Source organism: Curtobacterium sp. USHLN213 (genome assembly GCF_037144815.1).
In the GTDB taxonomy this organism is placed as follows: domain Bacteria; phylum Actinomycetota; class Actinomycetes; order Actinomycetales; family Microbacteriaceae; genus Curtobacterium.
On sequence record NZ_JBBCYQ010000006.1, the window covers coordinates 160,804 to 180,520 of the forward strand.

Sequence of the window (19,717 nt, forward strand, 5' to 3'; positions counted from 1 at the left end):
ACGAGACCCGTCGCGGTGGACAGGACCCGCCGTCGGACGGGAGGCGCGGTGCCGGCCCGCACCGCGCCTCCCGTCCGACCGTGGCCGGGTCAGGACCGTGGCCACGTCACAGACTGAAGCCGCCGTCCGACGTGAGGACCTGCCCGACGACCCAACTGCCCGCGGACGACGCGAGCCACCCGATGAGCTCGGCCGGGTCCTGCGGCGTCCCGACGCGACCGAACGGCGTGCTCGCCAGGTACTCGTCGAGGCCGTCGAGCGACCGGTCCGTGGTCTCCGGGTCCATGTAGCCCGTGTTCACCGGCCCGGGGTTGACGGTGTTGAGCACGATGCCGAGCTCGAGCAGCTCCTTGGCGACCGTGGCGGTCACCCCGGCGAGCGCGGCCTTGCTCGCGGCGTACGCGACCTCGCCGATCATCGCCCCGTGGATCTGCCCGGAGGTCATCCAGAACACGTGCCCCTGTGCCTCGGCGTACGGGCCGGTCCCCACGATCCGGTCCCCCGGCCGTCGTGGCTCGTCCGTCCGTGGTGCGCGGCGCCGGGCGAACTCGGCGGTCAGCAGCATCGTCGCGCGGGTGTTGACCTCCCAGAAGGCAGTGAGCCGCTCCGGCGTCATGTCGAGGATGCTGCCGTCGTCCCCGCTCTTTGCGTGGTTGCAGACAAGGACGTCGAGGCGGCCGGTGAGTGCCGTCGCGGTGTCGATCAGCTCCGGGATCACGGAGGGATCGGACAGGTCGCCGGGGACGTCCGCGAACCGGGCGCCCTCGGTGAGGTGTGCGCGCAGTCCGTCGCGGACGGCGTCCAGGTCGTCGCCGCCCCACGGCAGGTCGAGGTCGTGCGGGCGGTGGTGGTGCACGACGATGCTCGCGCCGAGGTCGGCGAGCTTCGACGCGACGGCGAACCCGATGCCACGGCGTCGTGAGACACCGGTGACGAGGGCGGTCTTGCCGGCGAGGGGCAGGGTGGATGCGGGCATGCTGAACCTTTCGACGGCCCCGACGGGGCACTGGAGGGAGTCGGAAGCGGGTTCAGCGGCACTGCATGTCCGCCACCCTACACAGGAGGGCGCGCCCGCGGAACCGCCGTGGAGTCGGGGGACGTGCCGGGCCCGCACCCGCGTGCTCGCGTACCGTCCGCCGCATGACGGACGCGCGCACCGCCCCGGCCGACCGACGCTCCGAGCGGCGCCGGCGCCTCATCCTGCCGGGACAGTACGGCCCGGACTTCGACGACGGCGGCCCGCTCCTCGTGGTCGAGGCCCGCGAGTTCTTCACCGCGCGTCCCGTGCACCGTGCGAAGGCGCACCTGTGGCTGAGTGCGCTCCGGCACCTGGTCCGCGACCTCCGCGACCGGGGCGAGGGCGACCGCGTCGAGCACGTGCAGGTCGACACGCTCCGGCAGGCGCTGGTCGGCCGGGACGACCTCGAGGTCGTCGACCCGCCGTCGCGGACGCTCCGCGCACAGGTGCGGCACTGGGGCAGGGGCACCGAGGTGCTGCCGAGCCGCGGTTTCGTGACCGACGAGGACGAGTTCGCCGAGTGGGCCGCGCAGGGCACCGGCCGCTTCCGGATGGAGACGTTCTACGAGCGGGTCCGCCGTCGCGAGGGCTGGCTGATGCGCTCGGACGCGCCCGTCGGCGGGAAGTTCAGCCTCGACGAGCAGAACCGGGAGTCGCCGCCGAAGGGTGCGACCACGCTCGGACTCCCGGAGCCGTGGTGGCCCGAGGAGGACGAGGTCGACGAGGAGGTCCGACGCGACCTGGACCGCTGGGAGCGGGACGGCATCGCCCGCTTCGTCGGTGCGGACGACCGTCGGCGCTTCGCGGTCACGCCCGACGAGGCCCAGAGCGCCCTCGACGACTTCGTGCGCACCCGGCTGAACGACTTCGGCCCGTTCGAGGACGCCACGCTCACGAACGACTGGACGATGGCGCACTCGTTGCTCAGCGTCCCGATGAACCTCGGTGTCCTCGACCCGCGCGATGCGATCGAGGCGGCACTCGTGGCCCACCGCGACGACGACGCCCCGCTCGCGAGCGTCGAGGGGTTCGTCCGGCAGATCGCCGGGTGGCGCGACTACGTCTGGCACCTCTACTGGTGGTTCGGCGACGACTACGGGGCGTCGGAGAACGCCCTCGGAGCGCACGAGCGGCTCCCCCCGTGGTGGCGGGAGCTCGATGCGTCCCGGGTCGAGGCCGCCTGCCTCGGCACCGCGATCGAGGGCCTGCACGACCACGGCTGGCTGCACCACATCCAGCGGCTCATGGTGCTGGGCAACTGGGCGCTGCAGCGCGGGTACGACCCCGTGCACCTCACCGAGTGGTTCACGGACGTGTTCGTCGACGGGACCGACTGGGTGATGCCCGCGAACATCATCGGGATGTCGCAGCACGCCGACGGCGGGTTGGTCGCGACGAAGCCGTACGCGTCCGGTGGTCGGTACATCGACCGGATGTCGGACCACTGCGGCGGGTGCCGCTACGACCCGACGAAGCGGCTCGGCGAGGACGCCTGCCCGTTCACCGCCGGCTACTGGGCCTTCCTCGCGCGGACGGAGCCCGCCCTGCGGGACAACAACCGGATGGCCCGTCCGCTCCAGCAGATGCGGAAGCTGGCGGACCTCGACGAGGTGGTGGCCCAGGAGGCGCGGCGCGGCTCCCCCTGACCCGCCCGGCCCGGTGGTGGGTCACGATCCCCCCACCGGGTCGCCGGTCGCTCAGACGAGGACGACGACCTTGCCGGCGATCCGTCCGGCGGCGCCCTCGGTGTGCAGCGCCTGCAGCTCGCTCAGCGGGATGCGCCGCGTCACCTCGACCGTGAGCTCCCCGGCGTCGACGAGCCGGACGAGCTCGGCCAGCCGTTCGCGGTTCCGGAGCACGAACACCGTCGCAGCACGGACCCCGCGGGACTCGTCCCCCGGGGTCGCCATGAACGCCGTCGTGCTCACGACCGCACCCCCGTCGCGGACGGCGGCCACGAACGAGGCGAACTGCTCGGGCTCGATCGGGGCGAGGTTGAGCAGGACGTCGACCTGCCCGTCGACCGCCTGCAGCACGTCAGTCGTGGTGTGGTCGACGACCTGGTCGGCACCGGCGGCACGGACGGCGTCAGCGCTGCGCGGGCTGGCCGTGGCGATGACCTCGACACCGGCGCGCTTCGCGAGCTGGATCGCGTACTTCCCGACCACACCGCCCGCGCCGACGACGAGCACGCGCTGCCCGGCCTCGAGCCGACCGTCGTCGAAGAGCGCCTGCCATGCCGTGAGCGCCACCGACGGCAGCGCAGCCGCGTCCGCCAGCGGGATGCTCGTCGGGGCGGCGACGAGCGCGTCCGCCGGAGCGACGACGTACTCGGCCGCTCCGCCGTCGCGTTCCATCGGCAGGAAGCCGATCACCGCGTCGCCGACCGCCAGGTCCGTGACGTCGTCCCCGAGGGACGCGACCGTGCCGGAGACGTCGTACCCGGGGACGTGGGGCAGGGCGACCGGGATGGGCAGGAAGCCGGCGCGCATGCCGTTGTCCGCCGCGTTGTACGCCGAAGCCGTGACCCGGACGAGGACCTCGCCCGGGCCGGGGGTGGGCTGGTCGACGTCGCCGTAGGTGAGGACCTCGGGACCGCCGACCTCGTGGAACTGCACTGCCTTCATGATGACTCCTCCGTCATTTGCTTCGAATTCGAAGCGATTGATGGAACCGTAGCACTGCTTCGAACTCGAAGCAACAGGTAGGATCGGATCATGTCCGAAACCCCCTCGTCCCTGACGCCGACGCAGCTGCGCGCCTACCTGTCGTTCACCGAGGTCAGTGCGCTCCTGCGCCCCTCGGTCGAGCAGCAGCTCAAGGACGTGGGCGGGCTGTCGTACGTGCAGTTCCGGCTGCTGGCACGACTCGGGGACTCCCCCGACGGGCACCTGCGGATGACGGACCTCGCCGACGGGGTGGTCTACAGCCGCAGTGGGCTGACCTACCAGGCGCAGTTGCTCGAGCAGCGCGGACTCGTCACGCGCGGCCCCTCTCCGGACGACGAGCGCAGCACCGTGGTGTCGCTGACCGACGACGGGAGAGCCGTCCTCGCATCAGTGTTCCCGGGGCACATCGGCACGGTGCACGGCCTGCTGTTCGCACCGATCACGGACGAGGACGCCGCGGAGCTCGACCGGATCCTCGGGCGGATCAGCGAGCACCTCCGGAAGAACCCGCCCCGATCGGCGTCCCGCCGCGCCACGAGGTGAGCCGACGCGCGACGGCGTGACCCGAGCCCGCGTGCGGCGCGTGGCGGGGCCGACCCGCGCCTCCTGGCCCGCTCGTCGCACCTGTCGTTCCGTCACCGGACCCCGATAGGGTCGGAAACGTGAGCAACGAGGCATTCGACGACCGCTACGAGCTGCGCGCCTTCGCGCCCGGGACGGACGAGCAGGGGGCACCGAACGCCGAGACCGAGGCCTGGATGCAGGCCGTCGGACTCGGGTTCCACGAACCGCACCCCGGCGACGAGGCGGCCGCGCGCATGGTCGCGCACTTCATGGAGGAAGACCAGACCTGGCTCGGCGCGTACGTCCGCCGACCCGCGCCGGGCTCCGTCGACGAGACCTGGCCGGCCGGCACCTTCGCCTGGTTCGGCAAGGAGCTGAGCTGGGGCGACGGTTCGTCGATCGACACCCAGGCGATCTCCGCCGTGACCGTCCGACCGACCGAGCGCCGCCGCGGGATCCTCCGCGCGATGATGACGCACGCCCTCGCGCGCGGTGTCGCCGAGGGCTACGCCGTGGCCTCGCTGACCGCGTCCGAGGGCACCATCTACCGCCGCTTCGGCTTCGGCAGCGCGATCCGCGAGCGGGCCGTCCGGGTCCGCCGCGAGCGTGCGCTCCCGCTCCTCGCACCGACCACCGGTGTCGTCAGCGTCGTCACGCCCGAGTGGCTCGCCGGCGGCCCCGGCCGTGCCGTCTTCGACCGGTTCAACGCGCGGACGCCGGGCTCCATGGTGCGCAACGCCGGCACCTGGCCCGTCGTGTTCGGGCTGCGCAACGGCGACGGCGAGAAGGCGAAGGACGTCCGCGCAGCCGTGCACCGCCCGGACGACTCCGACGAGCTCGACGGCTACGTGACCTGGCGCGTCAAGGAGAGCCGCGACGGCGACACCACGCTCGAGGTCGTCGACCTGGTCTACGCGACCGACGACGCCTACCTGTCGCTCTGGGAGTTCCTGCTCTCGATCGACCTCAACGACGTCGTCACGTACAACCGGTCGCGGCTCGACGACCCGATCGTCGCCGCGCTCGGCGACAACCGCGCGTACGACGTCGACCACGAGGAGGACCACGTCTGGCTGCGCGTCCTCGACGTCGAGCGGGTGCTCGCGTCGCGTCCGTACGCCGTCGACGGTTCGCTGACGCTCGCCGTGACGGATGCGCTCGGGTTCGCCTCCGGCACGTACCGGCTGGACGTCCAGGAGGCGCGGGGCACCGTGACGAAGACCGCCGACGACGCCGACACGGCCGGGTCCGACCTCCAGCTCGACGTCGCGGACCTCGGTGCGTTGCTCATCGGGTCGGTGTCGCCGACGACGCTCGCGGCGGCCGGGCTCCTCCGCGCGGCGGACCCGGCGGCGCCGGCACTCCTGCGGGCGATGCTGACCCCGCCGCGGACGCCGCACGGCATCACGTACTTCTGATGCCCCTTCGCGAGTCGGTCGCACGGGCTCGCCAGGCCGTCGCGGTGCTGGCGAGCCCGTCGCTCCGGTCCGCGATCGTCGGCGGCGCAGCCCTCGACGACCGGACAAGGGCTGCGGTCGCGGCCTTCGACTGGGTCGGCGACGACGGACCCGACACGCCGCTCCTCGGGCGGACGGCGCAGGACCTCCAGCGGCTGCAGGGGCCGGCGGCGCTGCTCGAGTTCGACCGGATCGCCCGGATGCCGGTGCCGGACGACCAGCGTCATCCGCTCTCCGTGCGCATCGTGGAGCTCGTGTTCGAGCGGCTCGGCACGGGCAGGCCGGTCCCCGAGCCGGTGCTCAACGCCGCGATCGCCATGTTCGCCGAGGACGTCGCGATCGTGCGGCGGGACGCGGTGGACCTCGGCGTGCTCGTGCGGACGGACGACGGGGCGTCGTACCGCTACGTCGGCTGACGCGCGGGCGGGGCGGGCCTGGCGCCCGGCGCGGCGCTGGCGCGGTTCGGCGCGGTTCGGCGCGGTGGCGCACAACCGAAGTGCGCGCGAACCACAGGAACGCACGGCTCCGATCGACTCCCGTTGTGCGGACCCGGCCGCGCGCAGGCGCCCGCGCGCCGTGGTCGGCGTAGTCTCCGCGCCATGGACGACACGGTGGTCGACTGGCTCCTCGACTCGGACCCGGCCCTGCGGTGGCAGGTGGAACGGGACATCGTCGGCGCGCCGGCACCGACCTGGCAGGCCACGCGTGCCCGGGTCGCGACCGAGGGCCTCGGCGCCGCACTCCTCGCCCACCAGGACCCCGACGGACAGTGGGCAGGCGGCGCGTACTTCCCCGCCGAACCCGAGCCTGAGGGACCCGGGCAGCCGTACACCGCGACGACCTGGTCCCTCAACGCCCTGCGCGAGTGGGGGTTGGACGCCGCGGTCCTCGGCGACACTGCCGCACGACTCGACGCGAACAGCCGGTGGGAGTACGACGACCTGCCGTACTGGGGCGGCGAGGTCGACTGCTGCATCAACGCCTTCACCCTCGCGAACGGCGCGTGGCTCGGCGCCGACGTCGACGGCATCGCCGACTGGGTGCTCGAACGCCAGCAGCCCGACGGCGGGTGGAACTGCGAGTGGGTCGAGGGCTCGACGGTCTCGTCGTTCCACTCGACCCTCAACGTGCTCGAGGGGCTCCTGCAGCACGAGGTCCTGACCGACGGACGGCATCCCCGCGCGGCCGAGCTCCGGGACGCCCGCCACCGAGGCGCCGACTACCTCCTCGACCGACGGCTGCTCCACCGGAAGTCCGACGGCGCGCTCGTCGGCCCCTGGGCCACGGAGTTCGCGTACCCGTTCCGCTGGAAGTACAGCGTGCTCCGCGCGACCGACCACCTCCGGGCCGCGGCGCTCCGGGACGAGGCGGCGCCGGACCCCCGCGCCGCTGAGGCGATCGAGGTGGTCCGCGCTGCCCGTGGTGCTGACGGACGGTGGCTCCAGGGCGTCCGCCCGCCGGGCCGGCAGTGGTTCGAGGTGGACGTGCCGGCCGGTGAGCCGTCCCGCTGGCTCACGCTCGTGGGCACGCGCGTGCTGCGGTGGTGGGACGGCGACTGAGCCCTCGACGGCCGCGTCCTGTTGCACGATCGAGACCGACGGGCCGCCCGGACCGTGCGAGCCTGGTCGTCACTGATGACGTCGGGGACGGAGCGGGTCGTGGAGCGAGTGGTGGGGTGGAGCACGGTCGCCGTCATCGTGGCCGTGACGGTGCTGTGGTTGGTCCTGGTCCAGGTGACCAGCTGCTCCGATGCCGCGCCCAGCCAGGGCACGAGTTCCTGCGAGACCGAACCCGTGCTCGGGGTCGCCGGATCGTGGATCGCCGGGGCAGCTGGGGCCGCCGTCGTCGCCCTCGCGGTGTGGCAGGTCGTCCGGGCTGCACGGTCCGCCGAGCCGGTCGACGGCTGAGCCCGCTCGACCCGGGGTAGCGTGACGGCATGGCGAACGACGACGGTCCGCACCGCGGCGGCTTCCCGTTCGTCCCCGTCGCTGCCTTCACCCTCGGCGCGCTGGTCGTCATCGCCGCCGGACTCGGAGCGCGCCCCGTCCTGACCGGCGCCCGCTGGTCCCCCGCGGTCGCCCCGGCCCGAGCACCGGTCGTCGAGCCGACCGCCTCGCCGCCCACCACCGACGAGCCGCAGACGCTCGGAGCGCCGGCAGCCCAGCACGTCGACACATCGTGGGTCCTCGTCGTCCTGGGGGTGATCGGCACCGCCCTCCTCGTGCTCGTGGTCCTGCACCTCGTGAGGAAGCGACGCCGTCGCACGCGCCCGGGTGCGATCGAGGTGGCCGGCCTCGCGGTCGAGGTGCCCGCCGATCCCTCGACCGAGGTCGGACGCCAGCACCTGCGTCGCGGGATCGGTCGTGCCCTCGAGGTGCTGTCCGGACCCCGCGACCCGTCCGACGCCGTCACCGCGGCGTGGCTCGGCCTGCAGGAGTCGGCAGAGGACGCCGGGTTCCGTCGGGAGGCCGCGGAGACGCCGACCGAGTTCACGACGCGGATCCTGCGACGGCTCGACGTCGACGAGACCGCCCTCGGCACCCTTCGTCGCTGCTACCTCGCAGTGCGTTTCGGCGGGACCCCGGCGACCGATGCCGACGTCGCCGACGTCCGTGCCGCGCTGCGAACGCTCGACGGGCAGTGGGCCGAGGCACCGACCGACACCCGGGCGGACACGCCAGTCGCCACCCCGGCGGACGCCGACACGGCGACGGGCCGGCCGTGACACGCCGCCGCACCGCTGGGGTGCTCGTGCTCGCCGTCGTGGCTGCGGCGATCACGTGGTTCTTCGGCGTCGGCGTCGTGCAGTCGCTCGCCGTGGGCGGCGTCGTCGCCGCGGTGGGTCTGACGTGGAGCGCGGTCCGTGAGGACGTCCCGTTGACCTGGCCCGTGCCTCCCGTCCGGTCCGAACCCGGTGCCCGACGCGACCTGTCCGAGACGGCGTGGGCGCTGCGCGCCCGGGGCGGCGTGCCGGAGCGGACGCTCGCCCGAGCGCGTGTGGTGGCCCGACACCGCCTGTGGACGCGCCACCGACTCGACCTCGACGACCCGCGCGACCGGACGGCGATCGATGCCGTCCTGCCGTCGGGCGTGGTCGCCGTCCTCGTGCGCGAGCGGCGGTCCGAGATCGACCTCGTCGCGTTCGGGAGCGTCCTCACCGCGCTCGAGACGTTGGGACCCGCGACCGGGCAACACGGCACCGGGCGTGCCACCGAGCAGCGCACCACCGACCACACCACGATCGAGAGGCACCCGTGACCGACCCCCAGACGCCGAGCGCACCGTCCCTGCCCATCGCCGACGTCGCCGCGCGCGCCCGCGACGTCCTCGACACGGTCAGCGCGGTCGTCGTCGGGATGCGGGAGCCGCTCGAGCTGGCGTTCGCGAGCATCCTCGCGGGCGGCCACGTCCTGTTCGAGGACGTCCCCGGCCTCGGCAAGACGCTCGCGGCGCGGAGCCTCGCGGCCGCGTGTGGTCTCGACTTCCGCCGTCTGCAGTGCACCCCGGACCTCCTGCCCGCCGACATCACCGGATCGTTCGTCTACGCCCCGTCGACCGCGGACTTCGTCTTCCGCCCGGGCCCCGTCTTCACCGGGATGTTCCTCGCCGACGAGATCAACCGAACGTCGCCGAAGACCCAGTCGGCGCTCCTCGAGGCGATGGCCGAGGGACAGGTCACGGTCGAGGGCGAGGGCTTCCCGCTCCCCCGGCCGTTCCACGTCCTTGCGACGTCGAACCCGATCGAGTACGAGGGCACGTACGCCCTCCCGGAGGCCCAGCTCGACCGCTTCATGGTGCGCCTCTCGGTCGGGTACCCGACGCGCGAGGGGGAACAGCAGGTGCTCCTCAACCGGATCGGCCGGCGGCAGGAGGTCGCGACGGTCTCCGCCGTGGTCGACGCGACCGACGTGCTGCGCATGCAGGCGACGGTCGAGGGGGTGCACGTCGACGAGGACATCGCGCTGTACTGCGTCGACCTCGCGGCCGCGACGCGCACCCACCGCGACGTGCAGGTCGGGTCGTCGCCGCGCGGCGCACAGGCGCTCATGCTCGTCGGCCGTGCGCGAGCCGTCATGGACGGGCGGGACTTCGTCACCCCGGAGGACGTCAAGACCGCCGCCGTCGCGGTGCTCGCGCACCGGATCTCGCTGACGCCGCAGGCGTGGGCGAACGGGGTGGACCCCGCGGTGATCGTGCGGGGCATCGTCGCGCAGGTGCCGGGGCCGCCGGTGGTCGGGTCGGGAGCGACCGGCGGGCGGCCGGTGTCCGGCCTGGAGGCACGGTGAGCGTTCCCGACGAGCCGTCGGTCCGACCCGCCTCCGGGTCAGGGACCGCGCCGCTCTGGGTCCGGAACCCGGCGCTGGTCTCGGGGCTCGCCGTCGGCGTGCTGCTCGCAGGGCTCGCTCTCCTCACCGGACGTCCCGAGCTCGCGCTGGTGGCGCTGCCGGCACTCGTGACTGCCGCCTTCGGCGTCCGCCCCCGACTCGACACGACGCCCGTCCGCACCACGACCACGCTCGCGCCGTCCGACTCCGGCGAGGGCGTGGCGTTCCGGACGGAGGTCGCCCTGCCGTCCGCCGCGGAGGCCGTCGCCGTCGAGTTCCGTGTCGCCGGCGACCGACGGCACGTCGTCGTGGTCGACCCTCGCCGCGCGAGGCGGCTCACCGGTACCGTCCCGGTCACGCACTCCGGCCCCCAGGAGATCCTGCGGACGCACCTGTCGCTCCTCGGCCGGGGCGGCACCGCCGTCTCCGTGCCGGCGGCGGGCCCGGTGCGATCCGCGGTCGTCCCGCCACCGCACCTGCGCGTGCAGCACCTGCCGATGCCGAGCCGGGTGACGGGCATCACCGGTCCGCACGACTCCGCCCGCCCCGGTGACGGCGGCGAGTTCCGCGACGTCGCGCTCTTCGCCCCGGGCGACCGGCTCCGGCGCATCGACTGGCGGCGCACCGCACGGCGAGCCGAGCGCCCGGGAGAGCTCTACGTGCGCCGGACCTTCGCCACGGCGGACGCCCTCGTCGTGCTCGTCCTCGACAGCCGGGACGACCTCGGCGCCGACGTCACGGAGTGGAGCGGCGCCCGGCACGGCAGACAGCAGGCGACGTCGCTCGACCTCGCACGCGAAGCCGCCGTCTCCCTCGCCACCGCGTACATCAGCGCCGGAGACCGGGTCGGCTTCCGAGACCTCGCCGGCACCGCGCGGTCGGTCGAACCCGGCGGCGGGACCCGGCACCTCGAGCGGCTCCGGACGACCATCGCCGCGGCGACGCCGCACCAGGACGCGACGACCACGGCACGCATGCCGCTCGTACCGGCGGCGTCCCTCGTGGTGGTCCTGTCGACGTTCCTCGACGACCAGGCATCGACGATGGCGGTGACCTGGGCCGCGACCGGCCACCGGGTCGTGGCCGTCGACGTGCTCCCGTCGCCCGACGTCCGGCGAGCGACCCGTCACGAACGCGCGGCGTCCCGGCTCATCGCCCTCGAACGATCCGACCGGCTCACGGAGATGACGGCAACCGGCGTCGAGCTGATCCACTGGCGCACCGGTGACGAGGACGCCCCTGCCGTGCAACTCCGCCTGCTCAGCCGCGCTCGGCGGACCGGATGACCGCCGGGTCGCGCGCGGAGCGCAGCGGAGCACCGTCGATCGGTCCGGCGGTCCCGGCGTGGACGATCGGTGCGCTCGGCCTGGTCGCGGGTGTCGTCGGGTCGGTCGTCGTGATCGGGGCGAGCGGCTGGCTCGTCGTCGCGGTCGTCCTCGCGGCGGCGGCAGCGGTCCTGCCCCGCGGCCCGTTCGCGGCGCTGCTCGTGGGACAGCTCGCCCTGGCCGGGATCGGCGGGACGGACCTCCCGGTCCTCCTCCTGACGACGCACCTCGTCCTCGCCACGAGCCTGCTCTGGGCCTGGACGCCGCGCACCGCCAGGGTGCAGCTCCGCGCACTCCTGCCGTCGGCACTGCGGTTCGTCGCCGTGCAGGTCGGGAGCCAGGCGGTCGCGTTCGTGGTCGTCGCCCTCCTCGGTGGCTCCGGCCCGGTCGGCGGCGTGTGGCTGGCGATGGCCGGGACGGCCGCGCTCCTGGCGCTCGCGATCGGCCTGTTCGTGCCGACGCTGCTGCGCGCCGGAGACGCGGAGCGCTAGGCCCGGCGGCGCACCCGCGGGTCGACGAACGCGTACACGACGTCGACGATCACGTTCGCGGTCACGATCAGCAGCGCCGAGAACAGCGTGAACCCCACGACGACCTGCAGGTCGAGCGTGTGCACCGCGTCGATGAGCAGCGCACCGAGCCCCTGCATCGAGAACACCTTCTCGGTGATGACGGCACCGCCGAGCAGCGACCCGAGGTCCAGTCCGAACAGCGTCACCACGGGGAGGATCGCCGTCCGCAGCCCGTGGCGCACGACGACCTGGCGTTCGCGGAGGCCCTTCGCGCGGGCGGTCCGGACGAAGTCCTGCGACATCGACTCGAGCATCTCGCCCCGGGTCAGCCGGGCGTAGATCGCCGCACTGATGAAGGCGAGCACGCACCACGGCAGGACGAGGTGCGTGAACCACCCGACGGGATCGTCCCCGAACGCGACGTAGCCGCTGGTGGGCAGGACGCCGAGCACGAACCCGAACAGCAGGATCGCCAGCAGCCCGACGAGGTACGACGGCGCGGACACCCCGGCGACGGCGATCGTCATGACCGTGCGGTCGACGTACGTCCCTCGGCGCAGCGCCGACAGCGCGCCGCCGGCCACCCCGGCGACGAGCCAGAGCACGGCTGCGCCGACGGCGATCGACGCGGTGACGGGCAGGCGCGTGAGGATGAGGTTCGTGACGCTGTCGTGGAGCTGGAACGAGTAGCCGAAGCAGGGCGCCGCGCAGTGGATGACGGAGGCGCCGGACCCGAACGTCCGCCCGGTGAAGATGCCCGCGAGGTAGGCCCCGAACTGGGCGATCCACGGCTTGTCCGTCCCGAGGAACGCCTGCACCTCGCGCAGCCGGTCGGGCGTGCAGGGCTTGTCGCAGATCGCGCGCGCCGGGTTCGTCGGCAGCAGCATGAACAGGGCGTAGGTGATCGCGGCCACGACGAGCAGGACGACTGCGGCGCCGAGCACGCGGATCGCGATGAAGCGGAAGGTGGTCACCGGTTGCTCCTCCGCGGGTCGAGGGCGTCGCGCAGGGCGTCGCCGAGCACGTTGAACGCCAGGGTGATGAGGAACAGCGCCAGGCCCGGGAACACGAGGTACATCGGGTCGGTCTGCACCCAACCGATCGCGTCGCCGATGCTGCGACCCCACGACGGCGTCGGCGGGGTGACGCCGACGGCGAGGAACGACAGCGCGGCCTCGGCGCCGATCATCGACGGGATCGAGATCGTCGCGTAGACGGTGATCGTCGCGGCGAGGTTCGGCAGCAGCTGCGTCCGGATGACGTGCCAACGCCCGGCGCCCATCGCGGTGGAGGCGACGACGTAGTTCCGGGTGACGAGCGACAGCGTCTGCCCGCGCACGACACGGGCGACCGAGGGCCACCCGAAGAACCCGATGACGAGGACGACGAGCACGGGCTTCGGGAACGACGTCGGGACGATCGCGGTCAGGGCGATCATGAAGACGAGCGACGGGAAGCCGAAGATGACGTCGACGACGCGGGAGAGCACCCGGTCGTACCAGCCGCCGAAGAACCCGGTCGTCACGCCGACGAGCACGCCGATGACGATCGAGACGATCGTCGCGGCGATCCCGATGCCGAGCGAGGTGCGGGCACCGTAGGTGACGATCGCGAACAGGTCGCGCCCGGTCAGGGGCTCGACCCCGAACCAGTGCTCGCCGCTGATCCCGCCGCCGACCCCGCGCGGGGCGCCGAACGAGTTGAGCGCGTCGATGTGGTACCCGTACGGGTCCTGGCCGGTGACGGCGGCGATGAGGGGCGCCGCGAGCGCGACGACGACGAACACCACGATGACGACCGCGGACGCGACCGCCCAGCGGTCCTGACGCACGCGGCGGACGACGGCGCGGAAGCCGGTGCTCCGGTTCGCGGATGCCGCGACCGGACGGTCGACGACGTTGGCGGTCACGAGGCCACCCCTTCCCACGCACGCCAGGCCTCGCGGCGGGCGGCCTGTCGCGCCGGGTCGGCGACGGGCGCTGCCGCGAGGAGCATGCGCGTGTAGTCCTGCTGCGGATCGTCCAGCACGGCGTCGGTCGTGCCGCGCTCGACCACGCGGCCGTCGTGCAGCACGACCACCTCGTCGGCGAGCTGCCGCACCACGGCGAGGTCGTGGCTGATGAGGAGCATGCCGAAGCCGAAGTCTTGCTGCAGCGCGGCGAGGAGGTCGAGCACGGCGGCCTGCACGGTGACGTCCAGCGCCGAGGTCGGTTCGTCGGCGATCACGAGCGCGGGCCGGAGCGCGAGGGCCCGGGCGACCGCCACGCGCTGCCGCTGCCCGCCGGAGAGCTGGTGCGGGAAGCGCTCGGCCCACGACGGGTCGAGCTGGACCGCCACGAGCAGCTCGCGGACCCGTTCGGCACGGTCCGCCGTCGAGGCCGTGCCGTGCACGAGGAGGGGCTCGGCGATGCTCCACCCGATGGTCTGTCGCGGGTTGAGCGAGGACGCGGGGTCCTGGAAGACGATGCCCACCCGGCTGCGGAGCTCGCGCAGGCGTGCACCACGAGCGGTGCGGAGGTCGCTGCCGTCCACCTCGACGGACCCCGCGACGACCGGCACGAGACCGGCGAGCGCACGCCCGATGGTGGACTTGCCGGACCCCGACTCCCCCACGAGTCCGAGCGTCTCGCCCGCGCGGAGCGTCAGGTCGATGCCGGAGACGGTCGGGTCACCGCGGCGCGCGTAGCGCACGGCGACGTCGCGCAGCTGCGCGACGAGGGGCCGGGAGGCGCGGCTCGTCTCCGTCTCGTCGGCCGGCGCGGTGGACGCGACCGTCCCACCGTCCGCAGCGTGCGGTGCGGAGGCGGGTCGCGCCTCCAGGGCCGGTACCGCCGCGAGGAGTGCCCGCGTGTACTCGGCATCCGGGTGCGCGAACACCTCGGCGACGGTCCCGTGCTCGACCGGGTCGCCGCGCCGCATCACGAGCACCTCGTCGGCGACGTCCGCCACCACGCCCATGTCGTGCGTGATGAGCAGCACGGCGAGGTCGCGCTCGCGACCCAGCGTGCGGAGCAGGTCGAGGATGCCCGCCTGCACCGTGACGTCGAGCGCGGTGGTCGGCTCGTCCGCGATGAGGGCGACCGGGTCACCGGCGAGGGCCATCGCGATCATCGCGCGCTGGAGCTGGCCGCCGGAGAGCTCGTGCGGGTAGGCCTTCCGGATCCGCTGCGGGTCCGGGAGCCCGGCGGCGCGGAGGAGTTCGTCGGTCCGCGCGGACACACCGCGTCGGTCGAGGTCCGTCGGGTGCGCCGTGATCGCCTCGGCGATCTGGGTGCCGATCGAGAGCACGGGGGTGAAGGAGTTCATCGGCTCCTGGAACACGACGCCGATGCCGGCACCGCGGACCGCTCGGAGCTCGTCGTCCGACGCCCCGACGAGCTCGGTGCCGCGGAAGCGGATGCTGCCGGTGACGCGGGCCTCCGGCGGGAGCAGGCCGAGCACGCTCATCGCGCTGACGGACTTGCCCGACCCGGACTCGCCGACGAGGGCGAGCACGCGGCCGGGCGTCAGGGTGAAGGAGACGTCACGGACGACGGGCTCCGCATCGCCGAACGCGACGCGGAGCCCCTCGACCTCGAGCAGCGGTGCACTCACTTGGCGAGCGAGACCTTGAGGTAGTTCGGGTACGCCGGGAAGTCCGCGATCTGGAAGTTCTGCACGTTCGAACCGGCGAGGAAGGACTGCTTCGCGTAGGTGAGCGGGACGATCGGGGCGTCGGCCATGATCTTCTTGTCCGCCTCGGCCCAGAGCTTCTGCGCATCCTGCTGGTCGATGGTGCCCGTCGCCTGCTTGATCAGGGCGTCGACCTCGGGGTTGCTGTACTTCGAGACGTTGTAGCCGCCCCCACCGATCTGCGACGAGTCGTACAGCGGCTGGATGTTGGCGTTCGCGCTCGGGAAGTCCGGCTGCCAGCTGAACATCGCGAGGTCGAAGTCGTCGCCGTCCGTCGTCGCCGTGTAGAACGAGTCGATGTCGAGCGGCTTGAGCGTGACGGTGATGCCCGCGCGCTTGAGGCCGGCCTGGATCGCCTGCGCCTCGGCCAGGTTCGCCGAGTCGTTCTGCGTGACCAGGGTCAGCTTGAGGTCCGAGACACCCGCTTCCTGCAGGAGCTTCTTCGCCTTCGCCACGTCACCGGTGGCACCGGGCTCGTACAGGTCGTACTGCTGGCGCCCCGCGATGCCGGGCGTGATGAGGGTCGTCGCGTAGGAGCCGGCGAGGGCACCACCGGCGGCGATCCGGTACGACTTCTTGTCGACGGCGTACTGCAGCGCCTGCCGGACCTTGAGCTCCTTGAGCGAGCCCTTCTGCGTGTTGATCGCGAGGTAGTTGATCGGGCCGGCCTTCGAGGTGGCGAGGCGGTCCTGGGCGGCCGGGTTCGAGCGCACCTGGTTCAGCTCGGCAGCACCGAGGTACGTCGCGCCGAACGAGTCCTTCGCGTCACCGTTGTCGGCGATCAGCGTCTGGGTGACGGTCGACGGGTCCTGGCTCTCCTTGAACACGACCTTCGACGGGCCGGCGGTGCGGACGTCGTCGGTCTTCGCGCTCCACTCCTCGTTCCGCACGAGGGTGATCTGCGAGCCCTGCGTGTTGGACTGCACCTCGTAGGGGCCGGAAGCGACGGGCTTGGCGTCGTACGCACCGGTGTCGGTGCCGTCGCCCTCGGGGACCGGGGCGAACGCGGGCATCGACACGATCCACGGCCAGTCGCCGTACGCCGCGTTGAGCTTGAAGACGATCGTCGAGTCGTCCGGGGTCTCGATGCTGTCGAGGGTCTTGCCGTCGAACGGACCCTTGTAGCTGTCACCGCCGACGAGGAGCGACTTGTGGTAGCTCAGGCCACCGGTGAGCGTCGGCGCGAACGAGCGCTCGATGCCCCACTTGATGTCCTTCGTGGTGATCTCGGTGCCGTCCTGGAACTTCAGCCCCTTCTTGAGGTGGTAGGTCCAGGTCTTGCCGCCGTCGCTCGAGTCGCCGGTGTTCGTCGCGAGGTCGGGGACGACCTTGGCCGTCTTGCCGGGCTCGACGTCCCACGCGGTGAGGCGACGGAGCACGAGGCCGAGCGTCGTGATGTTGAGGTTCTGGCTGGTCGCCGGGTCGAGATGCACCGCGGTGGCCGTCGTCAGGATGTTGAGCGTGCCGCCCTTGGAGGTTCCGCCCGAGGCGTCGTCCGAGGCGCCCCCGCCCGAGCAGCCGGTGAGGACCAGGGCTGCAGCTGCGGCGACCGCAGCGGTGATGGTCAGGCGGTTCGGGCGTCTCATGACGGTGGTGCTCCTCGTGGGGAAGTGGTGGTGCGCAGCCGTGGGGTGGCCGTGACGTGTCGCCGTGCTCCGGAGCCGGTGCGGGCTCCCGGTGTCGGGGCGTCGAGCTGTCGGGGCGTCGTCCATCCTGACACCGCGATCGGACGGTGTCCGAATCCCGGGCACGGCCGACGTCGCACGGCGTAACGGTCCAATCGCCGTGCGACCACGGTCTATTCCCGATGCGTCGTCCTGCGGGCAGCCGACCCGGGAGGACCCGCCTCGGGCATCACCGATCGAGCCACTGACCAACCGGGGCCGCGCGGTCTTCTGAGCGAGTGACCGTTCTGGTTCGCGATCCCCGGGGATCGCGAACCAGAACGGTCACCACTCACCACCCGATCAGCGGTCGAAGAGCCCACCGAGGAAGTCGTTGCCGAGGTTCGACGCCTGCTCACCGAGCCCACCGAGGAGCTGCTCGCCCTCGCCCGCGAGCCCCTCGACACCACCGCCGAGGTCCCCGAGTCCGAGGTCGCCGATCCCGGCGGCGATGCCCTCGAAGTCGACGCCGAGGTTCGCGGCCTCGGCCAGCACCGGCCCCGCGGCCGCGCTGAGCACGGCGCCACCGGCGACCGCTGCGCCCAGACCGCCGAGCGCCATCGCACCGGCGCCGACCGCTGCCCCGCCGGCGAACGCTCCACCGCGGCCGCGCCCCGCCGATCCGCCGCCGCCCAGGACACGTCGGACGAGTCCGGGCCGAGCGACCTCGCCGCGGGTCATCGCGCGGGCCATCCCACCGGCGGAATCGTCGCGGAGGTGCTCGTGCGGCGGCAACTCGGAGTTCAGGCGGTTGCGGATCTGCTGGCGCTGCGCGGGGGTGAGCCGGGCGAAGGCGTCGTGGTGGACCTGCTCGAGCTGCTCCGGCGGGGCGGTCCGCAGCAGGTAGTCGTACTTGGCGATCGCGACCTGGTCGGAGTCGACCGACCCGTGCTGTTGCTGGCCGTGCTGCTGCTGGCCGGGCGCCTGGCCGTACGGATGCTGCTGGCCGTACGGCTGCTGCTGCCCGTGCTGCGCCTGCTGGTTCCGGTCGTCCCCGGTCAGCTTGTCCGCCGCGCTCCGGACGATGCCGCGCCAGTCCGTCCCGCCCTGCTGCTGCCCGGCGCCGGCCGCGGGTCCCGCCTGCCCGCGCTTCTGGAGCTGCTTGTCGATGACCTTGCCGGCCATGCCGATGATGCGGTTGAGGTTCGCCATGCCCCAACCTTTGTGATCGCACATGTGAGCACTCAGGAACGCCCCGGTGGATCGGCCGGAGATGTCATCCGAAGCCCCTGGGAGCGCTGACCCCCGGTCAGGTCAGGATGCGCGCGAGGAACGCGTTCCGGAACCGTCCGGTCGGGTCGAGGTCACGGGCGAGCGCGGCGAAGTCGGACAGCCGCGGGTACACCTCGTGCAGCCGTTCGGCACTCGCCGCCGACACCTTCCCCCAATGCGGGCGGGCGTCGAACGGCGCGAGGACCTCCTCGATCCGCTCCACCGCGGCTGCCACCGCGCTCGCGTCCCGCCGGAACGTGAAGTGGATGCCGACCGACTGCCGCTCCGAGGACGGTGCGAGCCAGGCGGTGTCGGCGGCGATCGTCCGGACCTCGGCCGCGATGAGGATCGGCGCGAACAGCGACTCCAAGGGTCGGAGCGCCTGCAGTGCGTCGACCGCGGAACCAGCCGGCAGCAGGTACTCCGCCTGGATCTCCGCCCCGGTCGACGGCGTGAACGAGGACCGGAAGTGCGGGAGCCGCTCGGACCACGGCCCCGGCACGCCGCCCTGCTCGGTGACGCCGGCGGGGTCGTTCTCCCCCGGGTGCACCGGGCCGTCGGCGGGACGGGCGCCGAGCGCGACGAGGTCGACGGCCGGTGCCGGTTCGCCCACGCGGTGCTTGACCCAGACCTGCCGGGCTCCGCGGTCGTCGAACGAGGTGAACAGCGACACCGAGTACGCGTCCGACACGACCTCGTCGAAGTGCTCCGCGACGGCGCCCCACGGCAGGTCGAGGTGCACGGTCGTGGCGACCTGGAAGGTGGGCTCGATCGCGAGCTCCACCGCGGTGACGACACCGAGCGCGCCGAGCGCCACCCGGTGCGCGTCGAGGGAACCGTCCGGTGTCGACGCATCGACGAACGCCAGGTCTCCGGAAGCGCGGACGACCTCGAGACCGACGACCGCCTGCGCGAGCGACGGGTTGCGCACGCCGGAGCCGTGCGTGCCGGTGGCGACCGCTCCGGCGGTGGAGATGTGCGGCAGGGAGGCGAGGTTCGCGAGTGCCCAGCCCCGCGCCTCCAGGCCCGCGGCCACCTGGCTGTGGATCATGCCGGCGGCGACGCGCACGACCCGCCGGTCCTCGTCGATGTCGAGCACCGGCGGCAGGTCCGCCAGCGACACCTGGAGCGCGTCCGTGTCGGCGATCGTGTTGAACGAGTGCCGTGACCCGAGCGCCGTCAGGCGCGGCGTCGACGCGACGAGCTGCTGCAGCTCGTCGACCGACGTCGGGCGCGCCAGGCCGGACGCCCGGTAGGTGACGTTGCCCGCCCAGTTCGTCCGCGTCGTCGCGCTCACGG

19 protein-coding genes are annotated in these 19,717 nt (G+C 73.0%); 11 read left to right on the top strand and 8 right to left on the bottom strand.

All coding sequences use genetic code 11. From position 1 onward, the window contains the following. Window positions 1-106: 106 nt before the first annotated feature. Complete coding sequence (locus WFH25_RS10270) at window positions 107-976, bottom strand: SDR family oxidoreductase (protein ID WP_336697582.1); 870 nt, start codon at window positions 974-976, stop codon at window positions 107-109. Between the two features lie 164 nt (window positions 977-1,140). Between WFH25_RS10270 and WFH25_RS10275 the strand changes: the two genes are divergently transcribed. Further along, window positions 1,141-2,664 carry a cryptochrome/photolyase family protein gene (locus tag WFH25_RS10275; protein ID WP_336697583.1) on the top strand — a complete coding sequence of 508 codons (1,524 nt, stop codon included), beginning with the start codon at window positions 1,141-1,143 and terminating at the stop codon, window positions 2,662-2,664. A 51-nt stretch (window positions 2,665-2,715) separates the two neighbouring features. On the opposite strand, the gene WFH25_RS10280 is transcribed toward WFH25_RS10275, so the two are convergent. Next, window positions 2,716-3,645, bottom strand: a complete 930-nt coding sequence (locus WFH25_RS10280) for an NADP-dependent oxidoreductase (protein WP_336697584.1) — start codon at window positions 3,643-3,645, stop codon at window positions 2,716-2,718. 90 nt (window positions 3,646-3,735) lie between these two features. Here WFH25_RS10280 and WFH25_RS10285 point away from each other — a divergent pair, with 90 nt between their 5' ends. The 10 genes from WFH25_RS10285 (at window position 3,736) to WFH25_RS10330 (ending at window position 11,849) form a co-directional block, all read left to right on the top strand. Next, window positions 3,736-4,230, top strand: a complete 495-nt coding sequence (locus tag WFH25_RS10285; RefSeq protein ID WP_336697585.1) for a MarR family winged helix-turn-helix transcriptional regulator — start codon at window positions 3,736-3,738, stop codon at window positions 4,228-4,230. Between the two features lie 119 nt (window positions 4,231-4,349). After that, a complete protein-coding gene (locus tag WFH25_RS10290) occupies window positions 4,350-5,669 on the top strand; it encodes a GNAT family N-acetyltransferase (protein WP_336697586.1) in 1,320 nt (439 codons plus the stop codon). Further along, a complete protein-coding gene (locus WFH25_RS10295) occupies window positions 5,669-6,124 on the top strand; it encodes a DUF2087 domain-containing protein (RefSeq protein WP_336697587.1) in 456 nt (151 codons plus the stop codon). The genes WFH25_RS10290 and WFH25_RS10295 overlap by 1 nt, the downstream gene beginning before the upstream one ends. A 183-nt stretch (window positions 6,125-6,307) precedes the next feature. Then, window positions 6,308-7,267 (top strand): prenyltransferase/squalene oxidase repeat-containing protein, encoded by a 960-nt coding sequence (locus tag WFH25_RS10300; RefSeq protein ID WP_336697588.1) that lies wholly within the window; start codon window positions 6,308-6,310, stop codon window positions 7,265-7,267. A 99-nt stretch (window positions 7,268-7,366) separates the two neighbouring features. After that, window positions 7,367-7,615, top strand: coding sequence for a hypothetical protein (locus WFH25_RS10305; RefSeq protein WP_336697589.1), 249 nt, complete (start codon window positions 7,367-7,369; stop codon window positions 7,613-7,615). Between the two features lie 29 nt (window positions 7,616-7,644). Next, window positions 7,645-8,433: a DUF4129 domain-containing protein gene (locus WFH25_RS10310; RefSeq protein ID WP_336697590.1), complete on the top strand. Its 789-nt coding sequence runs from the start codon at window positions 7,645-7,647 to the stop codon at window positions 8,431-8,433. Next, window positions 8,430-8,966, top strand: coding sequence for a hypothetical protein (locus tag WFH25_RS10315; protein WP_336697591.1), 537 nt, complete (start codon window positions 8,430-8,432; stop codon window positions 8,964-8,966). The genes WFH25_RS10310 and WFH25_RS10315 overlap by 4 nt, the downstream gene beginning before the upstream one ends. Next, window positions 8,963-9,994 (top strand): AAA family ATPase, encoded by a 1,032-nt coding sequence (locus WFH25_RS10320; RefSeq protein ID WP_336697592.1) that lies wholly within the window; start codon window positions 8,963-8,965, stop codon window positions 9,992-9,994. Before WFH25_RS10315 ends, WFH25_RS10320 begins: the two co-directional genes overlap by 4 nt. Further along, on the top strand, window positions 9,991-11,319 hold the full coding sequence (locus WFH25_RS10325; protein ID WP_336697593.1) for a DUF58 domain-containing protein: 1,329 nt from the start codon (window positions 9,991-9,993) through the stop codon (window positions 11,317-11,319). The genes WFH25_RS10320 and WFH25_RS10325 overlap by 4 nt, the downstream gene beginning before the upstream one ends. Next, on the top strand, window positions 11,316-11,849 hold the full coding sequence (locus WFH25_RS10330) for a hypothetical protein (protein ID WP_336697594.1): 534 nt from the start codon (window positions 11,316-11,318) through the stop codon (window positions 11,847-11,849). The genes WFH25_RS10325 and WFH25_RS10330 overlap by 4 nt, the downstream gene beginning before the upstream one ends. On the opposite strand, the gene WFH25_RS10335 is transcribed toward WFH25_RS10330, so the two are convergent. The 6 genes from WFH25_RS10335 to WFH25_RS10360 all read right to left on the bottom strand — a co-directional run bounded on the left by WFH25_RS10335 (window position 11,846) and on the right by WFH25_RS10360 (window position 19,715). Further along, window positions 11,846-12,844 carry an ABC transporter permease gene (locus WFH25_RS10335; RefSeq protein ID WP_071295586.1) on the bottom strand — a complete coding sequence of 333 codons (999 nt, stop codon included), beginning with the start codon at window positions 12,842-12,844 and terminating at the stop codon, window positions 11,846-11,848. The genes WFH25_RS10330 and WFH25_RS10335 overlap by 4 nt on opposite strands. Next, complete coding sequence (locus WFH25_RS10340; RefSeq protein WP_229086871.1) at window positions 12,841-13,779, bottom strand: ABC transporter permease; 939 nt, start codon at window positions 13,777-13,779, stop codon at window positions 12,841-12,843. Before WFH25_RS10340 ends, WFH25_RS10335 begins: the two co-directional genes overlap by 4 nt. Next, a complete protein-coding gene (locus WFH25_RS10345; RefSeq protein ID WP_336697595.1) occupies window positions 13,776-15,464 on the bottom strand; it encodes an ABC transporter ATP-binding protein in 1,689 nt (562 codons plus the stop codon). The genes WFH25_RS10340 and WFH25_RS10345 overlap by 4 nt, the downstream gene beginning before the upstream one ends. Further along, on the bottom strand, window positions 15,461-17,128 hold the full coding sequence (locus tag WFH25_RS10350; RefSeq protein WP_070418206.1) for an ABC transporter substrate-binding protein: 1,668 nt from the start codon (window positions 17,126-17,128) through the stop codon (window positions 15,461-15,463). The genes WFH25_RS10345 and WFH25_RS10350 overlap by 4 nt, the downstream gene beginning before the upstream one ends. A 381-nt stretch (window positions 17,129-17,509) precedes the next feature. After that, on the bottom strand, window positions 17,510-18,358 hold the full coding sequence (locus WFH25_RS10355; RefSeq protein ID WP_336697596.1) for a cation-transporting ATPase: 849 nt from the start codon (window positions 18,356-18,358) through the stop codon (window positions 17,510-17,512). A 97-nt stretch (window positions 18,359-18,455) separates the two neighbouring features. After that, complete coding sequence (locus tag WFH25_RS10360) at window positions 18,456-19,715, bottom strand: D-arabinono-1,4-lactone oxidase (RefSeq protein ID WP_336697597.1); 1,260 nt, start codon at window positions 19,713-19,715, stop codon at window positions 18,456-18,458. Window positions 19,716-19,717: the final 2 nt, after the last annotated feature.